Source organism: Streptomyces sp. NPDC002403, assembly GCF_053593015.1.
The window spans coordinates 67,885-82,832 of sequence record NZ_JBSFBQ010000021.1 but is presented as its reverse complement, the minus strand read 5'-3'; the positions used below and the strand labels follow the sequence as shown (position 1 = coordinate 82,832).

General features: G+C 69.0%; 11 protein-coding genes. 4 read left to right on the top strand and 7 right to left on the bottom strand.

The features are described from left to right. Positions 1 to 2: 2 nt before the first annotated feature. From ACWCPY_RS23040 to ACWCPY_RS23030, 3 genes are read left to right on the top strand one after another with little or no spacing between them, the layout of a single operon-like run. Complete coding sequence (locus ACWCPY_RS23040; RefSeq protein WP_451267756.1) at positions 3 to 1,187, top strand: energy-coupling factor transporter transmembrane component T; 1,185 nt, start codon at positions 3 to 5, stop codon at positions 1,185 to 1,187. Then, positions 1,184 to 2,839, top strand: a complete 1,656-nt coding sequence (locus tag ACWCPY_RS23035; protein ID WP_451267754.1) for an ABC transporter ATP-binding protein — start codon at positions 1,184 to 1,186, stop codon at positions 2,837 to 2,839. Before ACWCPY_RS23040 ends, ACWCPY_RS23035 begins: the two co-directional genes overlap by 4 nt. Beyond that, the gene (locus tag ACWCPY_RS23030) at positions 2,836 to 3,660 is read left to right on the top strand and encodes an ECF transporter S component (protein WP_451267752.1); all 825 of its coding nucleotides are present in this window, start codon (positions 2,836 to 2,838) and stop codon (positions 3,658 to 3,660) included. Before ACWCPY_RS23035 ends, ACWCPY_RS23030 begins: the two co-directional genes overlap by 4 nt. Before the next feature lie 190 nt (positions 3,661 to 3,850). On the opposite strand, the gene ACWCPY_RS23025 is transcribed toward ACWCPY_RS23030, so the two are convergent. The 6 genes from ACWCPY_RS23025 to ACWCPY_RS23000 all read right to left on the bottom strand — a co-directional run bounded on the left by ACWCPY_RS23025 (position 3,851) and on the right by ACWCPY_RS23000 (position 13,179). Beyond that, positions 3,851 to 4,813: an alpha/beta fold hydrolase gene (locus ACWCPY_RS23025; RefSeq protein ID WP_451267750.1), complete on the bottom strand. Its 963-nt coding sequence runs from the start codon at positions 4,811 to 4,813 to the stop codon at positions 3,851 to 3,853. A 1,011-nt stretch (positions 4,814 to 5,824) separates the two neighbouring features. Continuing rightward, complete coding sequence (locus ACWCPY_RS23020; protein ID WP_451267748.1) at positions 5,825 to 9,868, bottom strand: SGNH/GDSL hydrolase family protein; 4,044 nt, start codon at positions 9,866 to 9,868, stop codon at positions 5,825 to 5,827. Positions 9,869 to 9,982: 114 nt separating this feature from the next. Beyond that, entirely contained in the window at positions 9,983 to 10,504 is a 522-nt protein-coding gene (locus ACWCPY_RS23015; RefSeq protein ID WP_451267746.1) for a hypothetical protein, read from the bottom strand. A 465-nt stretch (positions 10,505 to 10,969) separates the two neighbouring features. Further along, positions 10,970 to 11,431 (bottom strand): hypothetical protein, encoded by a 462-nt coding sequence (locus ACWCPY_RS23010; protein ID WP_451267744.1) that lies wholly within the window; start codon positions 11,429 to 11,431, stop codon positions 10,970 to 10,972. Positions 11,432 to 11,618: 187 nt separating this feature from the next. Further along, complete coding sequence (locus ACWCPY_RS23005; RefSeq protein ID WP_451267742.1) at positions 11,619 to 12,155, bottom strand: RICIN domain-containing protein; 537 nt, start codon at positions 12,153 to 12,155, stop codon at positions 11,619 to 11,621. A 61-nt stretch (positions 12,156 to 12,216) separates the two neighbouring features. After that, positions 12,217 to 13,179, bottom strand: a complete 963-nt coding sequence (locus ACWCPY_RS23000; protein WP_451267740.1) for an AraC-like ligand-binding domain-containing protein — start codon at positions 13,177 to 13,179, stop codon at positions 12,217 to 12,219. 175 nt (positions 13,180 to 13,354) lie between these two features. Here ACWCPY_RS23000 and ACWCPY_RS22995 point away from each other — a divergent pair, with 175 nt between their 5' ends. After that, the gene (locus ACWCPY_RS22995) at positions 13,355 to 13,771 is read left to right on the top strand and encodes a hypothetical protein (protein WP_451267738.1); all 417 of its coding nucleotides are present in this window, start codon (positions 13,355 to 13,357) and stop codon (positions 13,769 to 13,771) included. Positions 13,772 to 14,097: 326 nt separating this feature from the next. Here ACWCPY_RS22995 and ACWCPY_RS22990 read toward each other — a convergent pair whose 3' ends face one another. Continuing rightward, the gene (locus tag ACWCPY_RS22990; protein ID WP_451267736.1) at positions 14,098 to 14,793 is read right to left on the bottom strand and encodes a type 1 glutamine amidotransferase domain-containing protein; all 696 of its coding nucleotides are present in this window, start codon (positions 14,791 to 14,793) and stop codon (positions 14,098 to 14,100) included. Positions 14,794 to 14,948 lie beyond the last annotated feature (155 nt).

Sequence of the window (14,948 nt, the reverse complement as noted above, 5' to 3'; positions counted from 1 at the left end):
GCGTGCCCCACACCAGCACGGACGTGGCCAGGCCGCCTGCGTCCGGCCTCACGCCGGACCCGGGCGGCCGCCGGCTGCCCCGCACCCTGCACCCCGTCGCATGGTGGATCTGGGCCCTGGCCCTCGCCACCGCCGTCAGCCGCACGAACAATCCACTGCTGCTGCTCCTGGTCCTCACGGTCCTCGGATACGTCATCACCGTGCGGCGGACGGAGGCGCCCTGGGCCAGAGGCTTCAAGTACTACCTCTGCCTGGCCCTGACCGTCGTGGCGATCCGCGTGGTCTTCCGTGCCGTCTTCGCCACCGGCATCACGCCCCACGACCACTTCCTCTTCTCGCTCCCCCACATCCCCACCCCCGATTGGTACGCCGGCATCCGACTCGGCGGCCCCGTCTCCCTGGAGGCGTTGCTGTCGGCCGCCACCGACGGGTTGCGCCTCGCCTGTCTGCTCTGCTGCATCGGCGCCGCCAACACCCTCGCCAACCCCAAGCGTGCGCTTCGCGTACTGCCGGGCGCCCTGTACGAGCTGGGCGTCGCCGTCACCGTCTCCATCAGCGTGGCACCCCAACTGGTCCAGAGCGTCCAGCGCGTGCACCGGGCCCGGCGGCTGCGGGCCGGACGCTCCAAGGGCCTGCGTGCCCTGCGCGGCATCGTCGTCCCCGTCCTCGAAGACGCCCTGGAACGCTCCCTCCGGCTGGCCGCCGCCATGGACTCCCGCGGTTACGGACGCGCCGGGACCGCCACCCGCCGCTCCCGCCGCGCGACCGGCGCCCTCATGCTGCTCGGCATGTGCGGCCTGTGCGCCGGCGCCTACGGGCTCCTCGACGCCACCGCGCCGGCCTTGCTCGGCCTTCCCGCCCTCGCGGCCGGCGGGCTGCTGTGTGTGGCCGGACTGCGCCTCGGCGGGCGCAGGGTCACGCGCACGGCCTACCGGCCCGACCCCTGGCGGGCCGCCGAGTGGGCCGTCGCGGGCTGCGGGGTCCTGTCGGCCGTGCTCCTGTTCACCGACATCGGCTTCGACGCCACCGAGTTGAATCCCTCCATCTACCCGCTCAGCTGGCCGCCTCTGCCACTCGTCCCGGCCGCCGCGATCCTCCTCGCGGGAGCCGCCGGATTCCTGGCCCCACCCGCGAGCACGCCCATCCGTCCGGCCGTCCCCGCGCAGCGCACCGAGGAACCGAAGTGATCACCTTCGATCAGGTCACCGTCCAGTACGAGGACACGTCCGAACCGGTCCTGCGGGACGTGAACCTCACGGTGGAGGAAGGCGAACTCTGCCTCGTCGTGGGCCACACCGGCGTCGGCAAATCCACCCTGCTGGGCGCCGTCAACGGCCTCGTCCCCCACTTCACCGGAGGCACCCTCTTCGGGCGCGTCACCGTGGACGGGCGGGACACCGCGGACCATCCGCCCCGCGAACTCGCCGACATCGTGGGCGTCGTCGGCCAGGACCCCCTCGACGGCTTCGTCACCGACACCGTCGAGGAGGAACTCGCCTATGTGATGGAGCAGTTGGCCGTGCCCCCGGCAACCATGCGCAAGCGCATCGAGGAGACCCTCGACCTGCTCGGCCTCGCCGACCTGCGCCACCGCGCCCTGCACGAACTCTCCGGAGGCCAGCAGCAGCGCGTCGCCATCGGCTCCGTCCTCACCGCCCACCCCCGGATCCTGGTCCTGGACGAACCCACCTCCGCCCTCGACCCGACTGCCGCGGAAGAGGTCCTGGCCGCCGTCACCCGGCTCGTCCACGACCTCGGCGTCACCGTCCTCCTTGCCGAACACCGCCTGGAGCGCGTCGTCCAGTACGCCGACCGCGTGATCCACCTCCCCGGTGACGGTCACGTGGTCTCGGGCCCGCCCGCCGAGATCTTCCGTACGTCGTCCGTCGCACCGCCCATCGTCGAACTCGGCCGCACCGCCGGCTGGTCCCCGCTCCCCCTCTCCATCCGCGACGCCCGCCGTGCCGCAGCACCGCTGCGCACCCGGCTGGCCCACGTCACTCCCCCAGCGGTGCGGCCCGCTCCCGACAGGGGCCGCACCGAACTGCTCACCGCGCGCGGGATCACCGTGGCGTACCAGGGGGTTCCCGCCGTCCGTGAGGTCGACGTCGACCTCTGCGGCGGGGAGATCACCGCCCTCATGGGCCGCAACGGCTCCGGCAAGTCCTCCCTGCTCTGGGCGCTCCAGGGCTCCGGGCCCCGCAGGGCCGGCTCGGTGGCTGTGGGTGAGCCCGGCGGCCCGAAGGCACAGGACCCGCAGAAGGTCTCGGCGGCAGCGGCCCGGCAGCTCGTCGGTCTGGTCCCGCAGACTCCCACCGACCTGCTCTACCTGGAAAGCGTCAAGCAGGAGCTCGACCAGGCCGATTCCGAGTCCGGGGTCGCGGCGGACGGGACACCGGCCCGCGCCGTCCTGGACCGGCTGGCACCAGGCATCCCCGACACCACTCACCCGCGCGACCTGTCCGAGGGCCAGAAGCTGGCCCTCGTCCTGGCGATCCAGCTCGCCGCAGCCCCACGAGTGCTGCTGCTGGACGAGCCCACGCGCGGTCTCGACTACCGGGCCAAGGGCGAGCTGATCGGCATCGTGGACGGGCTGGCGGCCGAGGGGCGGGCCGTCGTGATCTCCACGCACGACGTGGAGTTCGTCGCCCGGGCGGCCGACCGCGTCGTAGTCATGGCCGAGGGTGACATCGTGGCCGACGGCCCCACCGACGAGGTCATCGTCGCATCCCCCGTCTTCGCTCCGCAGACCGCGAAGATCCTTGCTCCGCTGCCCTTCCTCGCCGTGGACCAGCTGGCTGCCGTGCTCCCCGCCGACGGAACGGACCGCGACTCGTGAGCACGTACGCCGCGGCCATCCGCATCCGTGCCCGGGCCGGAGTCGTCATCGCCATGGCCGCTCTTCTGGGTGTCGTCGCGTTCTTCTGGCCGTTCCTCGTAGCACCTGGGAAGTTCGGCTCGAACTACACCCCGCTCCTGATCTTCGGCGTGCTGCTGGTGATCGTGCTCTGCGTGGTGATCTCCGAGATCGCCGAGGGCGGCATCAACTCCAAGGCGCTCGCCATGCTGGGTGTGTTGTCCGCCGTCAACGCGGCCATCCGTCCTCTCGGCGCGGGCACGGCCGGCGTCGAAACGGTGTTCTTCATCCTCGTACTCGCCGGCCGGGTGTACGGCCCGGGTTTCGGCTTCACCCTCGGGTGCACCTCCCTCTTCGCCTCCGCGCTGATCACCGGAGGCGTGGGACCGTGGATGCCCTACCAGATGTTCGGCTGTGCCTTCGTCGGCATGCTCGCCGGATTCCTCCCCGGGGCGACCGGCCGCAAAGAAGTCCTCATGCTCGCCGTCTACGGCTCGCTCTCCGGCTACTTGTTCGGCTTCCTCCTGAACCTCTCCTTCTGGCCCTTCTCCCTGGACCCGAACAGCTCGATCGCCTACCTGCCGGGGCTCCCGTTCACGGAGCAGTTCCAGCGCTACATCGCCTTCGACCTGGCCACCTCCCTCGGCTGGGACACCGGCCGCGCCGTCACCAACTTCATCTGCATCACCCTGGCCGGCCCCGCCGTCCTCACCGTCTTCAGCCGCGCCGCCCGCAAGGCCCGTTTCCAGGCACCGATCCGCTTCGCGCGCCGCGATGCGGGCCCCGGCACCGCGACCGGCTGAACACCGGCCGACTGCACCCTGCCGACGGTCGGCGGCTGCCGGTTCGAGATAGGGAACGGCGACCAGGTCGCGTTCACATGGACCTCGTTCTGACGCCTCCTCTCCGAGGCCCCGCCTCACCGGATGACCTACGGCAGCGGCGCGGGTGCTGAACACGCACAAACGGCCTGTGGATCGGGCCTGTTCGCCGTCAGCGGCGGACGCGTCGCAGCCGGTGGCCGAGAAGAACGGCTCCCGCGCCGACGATCAGGAACGCCCCGGCGAAACGAGCGAGGACGGTCCTGGCACGTGCGTCATTCGGGGATCCGCTGGCTGCCAGTGACGGCCGGGCGGAGTCGGGAGCTGCAGCTGCCTGGAGGATGAGGCCGGCGACCGCCTCGGGGTGGGCGATCAGGGACACATGGGAAGAGTTGATCTCCACCGTGTGCGAGCCGGCCCGCTGTGCCTGGAAGCGTTCCTGATCCGGGTTGATGGTCTTGTCCTGTCGGCCTACCAGCGCCCAGGAGGGTATCTGCTTCCAGGCCGCGGCCTCGGCCTTCTCCGAGAAGGCGGTCGTGGCGACGGGCCGCTGGGTGGCTCCCAGCAGATTCGCCTTGCTCTCCGGCAGGTCTGCGGCGAAGACCTGGTGGACCTTGTCGCGCTTGAGGTACAGGTCGGTCCCACTGCGACCGCTCTCCCGGAACGGGACGGCCTTGGTGGCGGTGCTCAGTTCACTGGGGAACCGTGCGGCCAGCGACATGCCGCTCTCGCCCACGTCGGGCATCAGGGCCGACACGTACACGAGCGACTTCACCTTGGGGTTTCCGGCCGCGGCCGAGCTGATCACGGCGCCGCCGTAGGAGTGGCCCACCAGCACGACGGGGCCCTTGACGCTGTTCAGTACCGAGGCGATGTACGTGGAGTCGTTGTACAGACCGCGCAGCGGGTTGGAGGGCGCGATCACCGGGTAGCCGCTGCGCTCAAGGCGCGAAATCACTCCGTCCCAGCTGGAACTGTCGGCGAACGCACCGTGCACCAGAACCACCGTGGGTTTCGCGCCGGAAGTATCGCCGTCCGCGGCAGCCGGGACTGCCGTCGTCGTGCACAGGACCAGGGCACATCCGGCCACGATGACGTGCGCGCGCGATATGCCGGAGATCGCCAATGAGGTCATGCTGTTCTCGCCTTCCTCGATGCCAACAGCACCTCAGCGTTCACGCAGTGGCGCCGCCGGGCCCCGGCAGCAACCCCAACCGGGTGAAAGGCGCGTGCATCGGAGTGATTGGCCGGCCTCGCCCGGCGTGGCAGTACTCGCTTCCGGGTGCGGAGCCGGGGTTGTCGGTCGCCTCCGCTTCCAGGAAGCGCTCGGGGCGTCACCCGACGCGCTCGCCACCTGGTCGGCATCGGCGATCTCGTCGCCGTCCGTCGGCAGCGATGTGGCACCGATCGGTACGGCAGAAACCGCGAGTGCGAGCACGGCGGCCACGCAGTGGCGCAGTCTGCGTGGATCACGTGGGTCCGGCGCGTTCGGCTGTCGCGTCGGGTGGGCGCCGGGTTCCACGGCTCCGGTCGGGGTGGTGCTGCTCGCTCTCCAGCCAGATCTGGTTCTGCGCGGTGTCGTGCAGGGACAGGTTGCGCAGGCCGGTAGCGCGAGCGTCACGGATACGGTCCTCGGCGCGGGCCCGCTGACGGTGTCGCAGTGGGCCACCCCGGCCTTGCGGACCGTCTCGACCAGTAGCACAGCCCCAGCCTGGGCCACCACCGCATGACCACCGCCCTCGATGCGGACGCGTGAATAGGCCCCGATACGCTCCTTCACCTGGGAAGCGCCTCCGGCGGTGACAGGAAAAAGGACCTCGACAATCCTTATTCTTGCTGGTCAGAGGCACTTCTGACCTACCTGACCACCCGTCGGACAGTCCGTTTCGTGAAAGCGCGAGGTGAGTGGTTCCTTTCGGATCTCAGCGGCACGCGGGCCCACGCCGACAGGGCGTGTGTACGTGGTGCGTCGACTGCGGGGGCCTGCGCGCATGGCTCGAACGAGGCCACGGTCAGGCTGGTTCGGACACATGGCGGAGGCCCCCGGCTTGAGCCGCATCGCGGGTCGGATGGGCATGAACGGTTTCAGCGGGCCCGGGAAGGTCATTCGGGATGGACACCTTCCCAGGTGCGCGAGGGGGAGCGACTAAAGGCCCATCCCTGTCACTGTGCGTTCCAGGGCGTTGGCGTACAGGCGAGCGCCGCCGATCTTCGGATGAAATCCCTGTGCGGACAGTCCGAAGGACCTGAGCCCCGGAATCCAGTCCACGCTGCTGTCAGATTTCGTCGCCTTTGTCACGATCCCATGGACTTGTTCCGGTTCGCCGCATATTGCTTTGCCGGCGAAGTCATTGGTCGGGTCGGAGAACGTCACGTGTGCGCCCCACTTGTTGGCGTCGTCCGCCGCGCCCTGCATGGCTTTGGTGAGCACACCGGCGACACTGTTGAGCCAGGCCGCGGAGTCTTCACTGATGCCGATCTTGGGTAGCCCGGGGATGCCCCAGTTCAGGCAGGAACCCTTGTCGGAGATCAGGGGCGGGTAGCCCATGAGGACGATCTTCGCGTTCGGGGCGCGGTCCTGGATCTGCAGCAGCATGCCGGCGATGTCCGACCGGACGACTTCGTTGATGATTCCCGGCACGGCTGTCTCGAATGACTGGTCCAGGAATTTTGCGTCCCGGCCGTTTACCAGCGGGTCCAGTTTCCCCTTGTCGAACTTCTTGTCCTTGCAGTTGCCTGAGCCGAAGGCAAGGAGACAGGCCTGGAAAATGTCGGCGAAGCGTGAGTCGTTGCCACCGATGGAGATCGTGACCAGGGTCGTGTTCTGGTCCAGATAGCCTTGTCTGATCTGCGGGACCTCCCCGCCCTTGTCCTGCACCTCGCTCAGGACGTTGTAGGTGCGGGCGCCGGAGCAGGCGATGAGGTGGTAGTCCATGTCCCCGTAGCCGCTGTCTTCGAGCTCGCCGACGGTCTTGGGTCCGCCGGGCAGGGTGGCCTGCCGTGACCAGGCGTTGGTGGAGCGGTGGCAGGCGTCGCGGGTCCTGTCGTTCTTCTTGTCGTAGTAGTTGGTCTCGGGGTAGTAGTCGCGGTCGCCTTCAGAGGCGCCCTCGCCGGAGGAGTAGGAGTCGCCCATGGCAACGACGGAGTTCTTCGGTTTGGCCCTCAGAGGCTGGAAGATGATGGACTCCCAGGCGATGTCCTCGTCGGCTGTGCCATCGGCGGTGGTGTTCGACAGTGTCACTCTGGGCTTGCCGACGAAGTGGAAGACGCCAAGGCTGAACCAGCGGTTGGCGCGCTGTTCGACGATGCGGGTGTCGCTCTTGCTGTCGGTGTTGTGGACGGTGTAGGCGGCCTGCCGTGTCTGTGCTCCGGTGTCGGGCAGGTGGACCAGGACCCGCGCCCAGTCGAGGTCCTGGTTGAGGGTCCAGGTGCCGTCGATGTTCATGGCGCCGTCGGCGCCACCGAGATGGGCGTCGTCGCGGGTGTGGGCGTACCAGTAGTGGCCGCCGTAGCCGCCGCCGATCTGGTGCAGGTCCGCCTTGGCCTCGTACGTGTTGTCTCCTGACGGGCTGAAGGTGAACTGGAAGGAGCCCGCTGAGGTCGCCTTGCCGCAGTCTCCCCAGGTGTCGGTGCCGTCGGGGATGGAGGTGACGAGCAGGCCGGCGGGGGCACCGGAGCACACCGGCTGGCCGTTCTGGAGGCGGTAGCCCCGGCCGGGTTCGGCGACCAGGGTCTCGTACTTGATGGCCTCGTGGCCGCAACTGGTGGCGCAGTCCGGTTTCCAGGTCGCGTTGGGCTTGTTCCACCAGTACTGCTGATAGCAGGCTTCGTTCCTGCAGTCCGGCGGCGTGGCCGGATCGCAGTTGTTGTCCCGGTTGCAGAAGGCGTCCAGGGGCGGCGAGACGGAGCTGCGCTGGGTGTCGGTGTTCCACCACGCGGGCCGGAACCCGGCGGAGGAGAACCCGCTGTCGCCGGGCCAGTCCTGACGGCCGGAGGTGGCGTAGGAGAAGCCCGTGTCGATGGACCAGGCGGCCCACCCCATCACCTTCTCCTCGTAGGGCCAGTCCTGGGGGTGTGCAGCGTCCCGGTTGGCCTCGGCCCCGTCCACCGTGGTGTCCATGAAGGGGTGGCCCCAGCTCTTCTTGTACAGGGGGTTGGACGGGTTGTTGTACCAGCCCAGCCCCCAGTACCCGCTGTGCTGTGAGGCTTCCGACGGCGGGTTGAAGCCGAGGTTGTAGTTCCAGACCGCGGTGAACCAGTTCTCCACCCGGGAGGGGTCGTCGTTGTTGACCGTGATCTTCTGGCCGTCGGTGTGGACTTCGTTCCACTTGCTGGCGAGGATCTTCATCGCGGCGGCGACGTTCGACGCGTAGTCGACGGCAACGAGCTTCTGCAGGGCCGGCGACAGGCTCGTCTCACCGGGCTTCTCGTGCCCGGACAGGCGCATGCCGTCGGTGACCTGACCGACGCCGTAGCCGCAGTCGGACTGGTCCCAGTGAATCTGCCAGTAGGAATTCGGGTCTCCGGGTACGGCCTTGTGGCCGTAGTAGCCGTCGACCGCCGCCAGCGGGTTTCCCATCTGCCCGGGAACGGCCCCTCCTTCGGCCTGCCACAGGTTCGATTCCTGGGCCATGACGCCGAGCAGGACGTTGGCGGGGATGTGGCCGCCGCCGTTCAAGGTCGGCGGGGGGAACAGGCCCTGGGGATCGATGGTTCCCAGGCCGGCCTGGCTGCGGTAGCCGCCTTGCCGGATCCAGTTGGAGCGCAACTGTCCGCGCACGGCCATGTCGACGGCCCATTCCACCTGATTGGGTGTCGGCTGCAGAGCCTGGACGTTGATGTCATTGCGGGAGACGGCGCAATAGCGGTCGGGGTCGGTCGGATCGTTGGACACTCCGGCGGAAGCTGCGGCGCTGCGCTTGGGGGAGCCGGTCGCCGCTTTCGGCGTGCCCAGGGCAGGGGAGGGTTTGTTCCCTGTGCCACTGGGGGCTTGTGGCTGCACGCTCTGCGTGAGCTTTGTCCCGGTGGTGGTGGCGGTGCTGGTAACCGTCACCGGCTCGGCGTCAGCTCCGGTCGCGGCAGTCTGAGGGGCGGGTTCCTCGGTCTTGGTGAACCCCTTGCCCGCGTTCTTGATGCGGGCCAGTCCGGCGCGGACGCCGGGGGTGAGGACGGGATCGACGGCGAGGCGGCCGTGCGAGGACACGTCGGTGGCTGCCGGGGCGTTGACGCGTATGACACCGGTCCCCGCAGTAGCCGGAGTGCTGATGGGGTGCCCGGTGAGGAAGACCTTGCCCGCATCGCCCTGCGTCAGATCGAGGTCGCCGAGCTTGCCCGCGGCAAGGGTGGTGGGCTTGCCCGCTCCGGAGAACAGCTTGGCGGTGGCAGTGGAGTTGTCCTTGCGGTCGACGAAGGCCACCTTGCCGTCGGCAGTGGGGCGGATATCGAAGGGCACGCTGTCCGCCTGGGCGAGGTCCTTGGCTCTTCCGGCACGATCCAGGTGGATCAGGTGCCGGCCGTGCGTGGCAACCACGCCGTCTGTAACCGGAACCGCGCTGGTGACCTCGCCCTCGGCGGCCACCGTAGTCGTGGACTTGCCTGTGGTGTCCACAGTGACCACGCGCGTCTTGGTGGTGCGAGGGTCGTTCATGTCGCGGAAGGCGGTGAACGCAGCGGTGTGGACGGTGGTGTTGCAGGCCGGGTCGAAGTAGGCCAGTGACGCTGTGAACGGCAGCTTGGTCACCTTGCCCGAGGCGAGGTCGACGATGGCGGTGAACGCGCCTCCCTGCATCAGGTCCGGTTTGTTGGTGAAGGCGCGCGGCGCGTACACCACAGCCACGTGCTCCCGGTCCATCTGGCACTGGTTGCCGATCCACGAGTCTGCCGGCATGCCGGGTTCCGACAGCGTGGCGGCGGTCTTCCACACGTACGCCTGGCTGCTGTCGGCGACCAGGATGCGCAGGCCGTCTGTATCGGCGGCGGCAGTAACCGCACGGTCGGGGCTGGAGTGCCAGTCCGTGCCGAGCTTGCTGCCAGGATCTCGCACCTGTCCGGGAGGCGCCGGTGAAGAGGCGGGATCCGTGGACGTGCCGGTTCTCGGCGTGGCAACGGCAGGTGCGGCCGTCAGCAGTCCGCCGGTGAGCGCGGCACAGGCCACAGCAGCCACCAGCGGCACGGGTATTCGTCTTCTCAAGAGTTGTTCCTGGACTGTGAGATGGTCTCCCGTGCCCCGGCGGGGCACGGCGGACTCATCGCGCCGGGCACAAGACCGCGCGGCCGATGAGAACTTGCGAGGGGCAGACAACGGTCAGCCCCTCGGGCCCGGGGGCAGGCTTGAAATCTCCATGGATCCGTCTGCTCCCCCGGCTGTGTCTCGCACGCGAGACACCCGCCCGGCCGCGGCTATGACGTCCTTGCCGACCGGGACCGCCGAGGTCGCCCGGCTGTCGACGGCCCCCGTTCGGACGATCTTCGCGGTGGTGGCGTCGACGGCCTGGAACTGGGTCTTCTCACTACGGCCGTCGGCGCTCGCCTCGGTGACGATGGCGGTCCGGCTTGCGCCGCAGCCGGGATCGACGTAGGCCAGGCCGACGGTGACCGTCAGTCTGGTCACATTGCCCGACAGCAGGTCCACGACCGCGATGAAGCCACCTCGGTCGAAGAGGTCGCTGCGGTTGGTGAAGGCCCGCGGTGTGCAGGACACCACAGCCCGCTTTCCCGAGCCGGTCACAGAGGCGTTGCCGATCCCTTGATGGGTCTCCAGGCCCGGCTCCGGCAGCGTCGCCAAAGTGCGCCAGGTGTGGCCCGCGTCGGCGTCGGCGACCAGCACGTGGAAACCGTTGGCGTCCCCGGCCGTCGTCCGAGCGCGGCCTCTTCTTCCAGTCCTTGCCGAGGGCGTCGGCGCGCTGCTCGGGCGCCATCGTGCTGGGCAGGGGCGCAGTGGGCACCGGGGGCTGGGCCCCGGCGTCATCCGACTGCCCGGCCCAGGCCGTGCTGCCCGGCAACAGCCCGGCCACCATGGCCGGGCCTGCCGACGCGAGCACGGGCGCCCGTGCCCTGCGGGAGGTTCTGCGAGGTCTCAAGGCAGGTCCTCCGTCTCATAGGTCGCGGGTTCATGCGTCTCGGCGACGCGTGAGGGTGGGGCATGACGAGCGTGCGGTGACGGCTTGGGGCAGCCGAGGGGAAAGCAACACGGCGAAGGACGCGACAGCACCCTGCCGCACCCTTCGCGTGTCGCCTCCAGGGCATCGAGCAGCGCCGGGGCCGAAGGCCTCGGCCCCCCACGGCGCTTGGTCTAGGCCCAGCCCGTGCACACCTCCCGGCCCGCGCCGCGCATGCACACGCGGGCCGTGCGGGCCGCCGGGTCGTAGAAGATCCCGGTGTGCCGGATCACCGTGTTGCCGTCCATGCCCTCGTACGTGAGCTGGTCCACGCGGGACTCGCCGAGGCTCTCGCACATACTGTGGTCCAAATAGCAGCGCTGGACGAAGACGGTGTAGTCATAAGGGTTGCTGCCCGTGGGATACGTCGCCTTGCCCCAGGCGTAGAAGTCCCCATCGGTGGTGCCGGTCCACAGCTCGACGCCGAACCCACTGCCGTGGTCCCGGCCGTCGCGGTGGGTGGGGCCGCGCTGCCAGCTCTGGATGTCGGGGTCGTGTCCGTCACAGCCGAAACCGGAGCAGGAGGTGACAGTGGCCGAAGCGGAGCCGGGCGCGATCATCAGTGTGCTGAAGGCGGTGAGAGCGGACGCGAACACGATTCCTGTGCGAGACAGGAGGCTGTTTGTTTTCGGTGTGAAACGCATGTGTGTTCCCTTCGATTGCGGCCTTGGGGCCGAAGGTGGAATGCCGCAGGTCGGCAGGCGGCGGGAGTGGACACCGCCCCGGCGACCGAGGGGGTATCGGGCCGGGTGGCGCCGGGTGGGCGGCGGGACTGGTGCGGCGTCAGCCGGCCGTGTACCACTCCTGGTTCGCGGCCACCTCGTCGTAGCCCTTGGGCCACCACTGAATGGCGTCGGTGTCGTTGGCCGTGCTGAACCCCGGCATGTCCAGGGCCATGCCGCTGTTGACGTTGCGGAGGGACACGCTGATCTGGCCGGCTTCCTCGACCCACTGCTGGTTGGCCCCACCGGTGCACTGCCACACACGCACCGGAGCCCCCGCGTCCTTGCGCCAGTCGGCGACTTCGAGGCACTTGCCGCTCTCGGCGTTGCGGAACGTCCACGCCAGCCGACCGTCGGCCGTCTGCACCCCGTCCACGATCCAAGTCTGGTTGGCACCGCCGTTGCAGTCCCACTGCTGGGCCGGGGCGCCGTCGTAGTCGTGGTGCAGCGGGATCTCAAGGCACTTGTTGCTCATGACGTTGACGATCCGGTGGGCGTTGGGACCGCCGCCGGCGCTCGCCGGAGTTGCCGTGACCAAGCCGCAGACGGCTACGGCGGCCGTTGCCACAGCCACCCGGACGCTTGTCTTCCGCACCATGGTTGCTCTCCCCCTGCGCTGGTGGTTGATCAGTCACCACCGAGCTTAGGAAAGAAGATCGTCACTGCAGTTTGCGCTCAGCGCAGAGATCCTTGATCCTCAGCGCACGGAACTCGGATGGGCTGAGTCCGTACGCCTCGCGGAAGGTACGGCTGAAAACCGCCGGTCCGCTGAAGCCCCAGCGCGCCGCGATGGCCTGTATCGGTGCGCGCAGTTCGGGGCGGGCCAGATCAGCGCGGCACTGCTCCAGGCGGCGCCGGCGGATCCTGGCCTGGACACTCTCACTCGTCCCGTGGAAGAGCTGGTGGAGTGCGCGGTGGGACATGTTGTGGTGGGCCGCGATGACGGAGGGAGTCAGCTCCGGGTCGCCGAGGCGGTGGTCGATGAAGGTGTGGATCTGCCGCAACAGCGCCTGTGCGCGGATTTCGGCGGGCAGGTCTTCCTCGACGTCGAGGTGCTGGGCCAGACAGGCCGCCGCGAGCTGGGCCGTGATGGTACCCAGGCGGCCCAGTTCCTCCGGTGTGCACCGGCCTCCATTGTCCACCAGGGACTTCATGAAGGAGGCCAGCATCGCCGCCATACCGTGGCCGCCTGGTAGGCGGCGAGCAAGCAGGGGCTCGATCTGACGGATATGCAAGGGCACAGCCGACCGGGGCAGTTGGAGGATGACCAGTTCGCCCATGCCGCCCTGGGCAGGTGACTGGGCCACCCAAGGCCGGGAGGTGTCCCACATCACGAGGTCCCCGATGGTGGCGCCACAGTCGTTGCCCTGCTGGGACAGCGCCATGGAGCTCTTGGTGACCAGGGCCAACTGGTACTGTTCCGGGTCACTGCGTCTGATCAGCGCGGGGGTGCGCCTGGAGTGCAGAGGTAGGTAGGCGAGCCTCGACATAAAAAGGCCGCCCAGGTCCAGTACGGCGGCCTCGGCCCGGAAGCGGGCCGGGCATTCGCTGCTGATCGCCGTGGGCACCACCTCACGCGAGACCATGTCCGAGAACCAGTCGAAGCGTTCGGTTGCGGGCACCCCGCTCGACGACACCACCGTCCACACGTGCTCCCCCTATTTTCGATCTTCTTCAGGGACAGAATGCGACGGCGGATCCCGTGGACGCACACTCTTTTTGGACACGTACGGGAAGGTGATCGCCCGTACCCGGCGGGGTCAACGGTGCGAGGCCCCACTACGTTCTCCGTGGCAGGTGGGCATCGAGGCCGAAGTCGTCGAGCGCGACCCGGCCGACGCCGGATTCGTCCCCCAGCCCAAGCGGTGGATCGTGGAGCGGACGAACGGGATCCTGATGCTGCACCGCAGGCTGGTGCGCGACTACGAGCACCGGACCGCCTCGGCCGAGTCACGGGTGTACTGGGCCATGAGCGACCGGATGTCGAGGATGCTGACCGGCACCTCCGTCCCCCGCCTGGCGCGGCGCACGCCGGACGGGTTCGACACCGTCGCCGAGGAGATCCGGATCACTCGCAAGACACTGCCGGAGCTGCCCGATCCGCCACCACCCGTGCCGCCAAGTCGCGAAGCTACCGGACCATCCGGCCTACCAGCGGATCATGGCGGTACACGCCGCGACCGATGCCTCGCTGTGGGCACGGGCGATGTGTGAGGCGACGGACGCACGACAGCTGTAGTTCGTGATCTGGGTGGTGTTGTCGCCGGCCAGGGCGCTGTGTCGGCGCAGGCGTGCCGGGCGAGGTGGCAGGTTCGGGATCGGTACTGGTGGTGTCGGCGCCGGCTGGACCAGTGCAGTACGTGCTCTGCGTCGCGCCCGGGGCGGTGGCGGGACGAGTAGCCACAGCAGCAGCCATGGGCCGATCCGGCAGAGCCCGGGCAACCGTCGCTTCCATCGTTATGGCCCTTTCGCCCGGAACACCACGCGCCCGACGTCCTGCGACGCGGGCGCGTGCCTGGGCCGGATCGCTCCAGGACAGGTCACCCGAGGATCTCCAGCATCCGGTTCCCGAGGACCGCGGCCGAGGCCGGGTTCTGTCCGGTCACCAGGTTGCGGTCCTCGACCATGTAGGGCTCCCAGATCGGACCACGGCTGAAGTCGACCCCGACCTTCGCCTTCACGTCGGTCTCCAGCAGCCACGGCGCCCTGGAGGCCAGTCCGACGCCGTCCTCCTCCTCGTCGGTGAAGCAGGTGATGCGGTAGCCCTTGAACGGCGACTCACCGTGGATCCTGGTGGCCAGCATCGCGGCGGGACCGTGACAGACGATGAACAGCGGATTGCCCGAGGCCAACTGCTGGGTCAGCAGCCGCCCCACGTCGGCGTCCCACGCCAGGTCCGCCATCGGACCGTGACCGCCCGGCAGGTAGACCGCGTCGTAGTCCTCCAGGCGCACGTCCGACAGCTGCAGCGGTCTACGCACCACCTCCGCGGAACGGATGATGGCCTCCAGCTCAAGGGCGCTGTCGTTACCACCGACCATCTCGGGGCGCAGGCTCATCATGTCGACGGTCGGCGTCACACCGTTCGGCGTCGCGACGACGACCTCGTGACCGGCGTCCGTGAGGATCCTGTACGGGTTCGCGAACTCCTCGGCCCAGTAGCCGGTCGCGTGCCGCGTGCCGTCCTTCAGCACCCAGTAGGCCGCTCCGCTGACGATGAAAAGCACCTTGGCCATGGGAGAAATCCCCTCTCGGACGCATGCCAGGAGGCGGGTTCGGCGGGACGCCCCGCGAAACCGACCCATCCCGCCGGTTTTCTGCCCCTGCCCACGCAACCACGCTAGGCAGCTGCGCCGACCGCGCGCAACCCGGTGGTCCGTCGGCGGCCTTG

Coding starts and splice junctions, on each gene's coding strand:
- ACWCPY_RS23025 (WP_451267750.1), bottom strand. CDS start 4,813: ATGACCTCATTGGCGATCTCCGGCATATCGCGCGCGCACGTCATCGTG.
- ACWCPY_RS23005 (WP_451267742.1), bottom strand. CDS start 12,155: ATGGTGCGGAAGACAAGCGTCCGGGTGGCTGTGGCAACGGCCGCCGTA.
- ACWCPY_RS22990 (WP_451267736.1), bottom strand. CDS start 14,793: ATGGCCAAGGTGCTTTTCATCGTCAGCGGAGCGGCCTACTGGGTGCTG.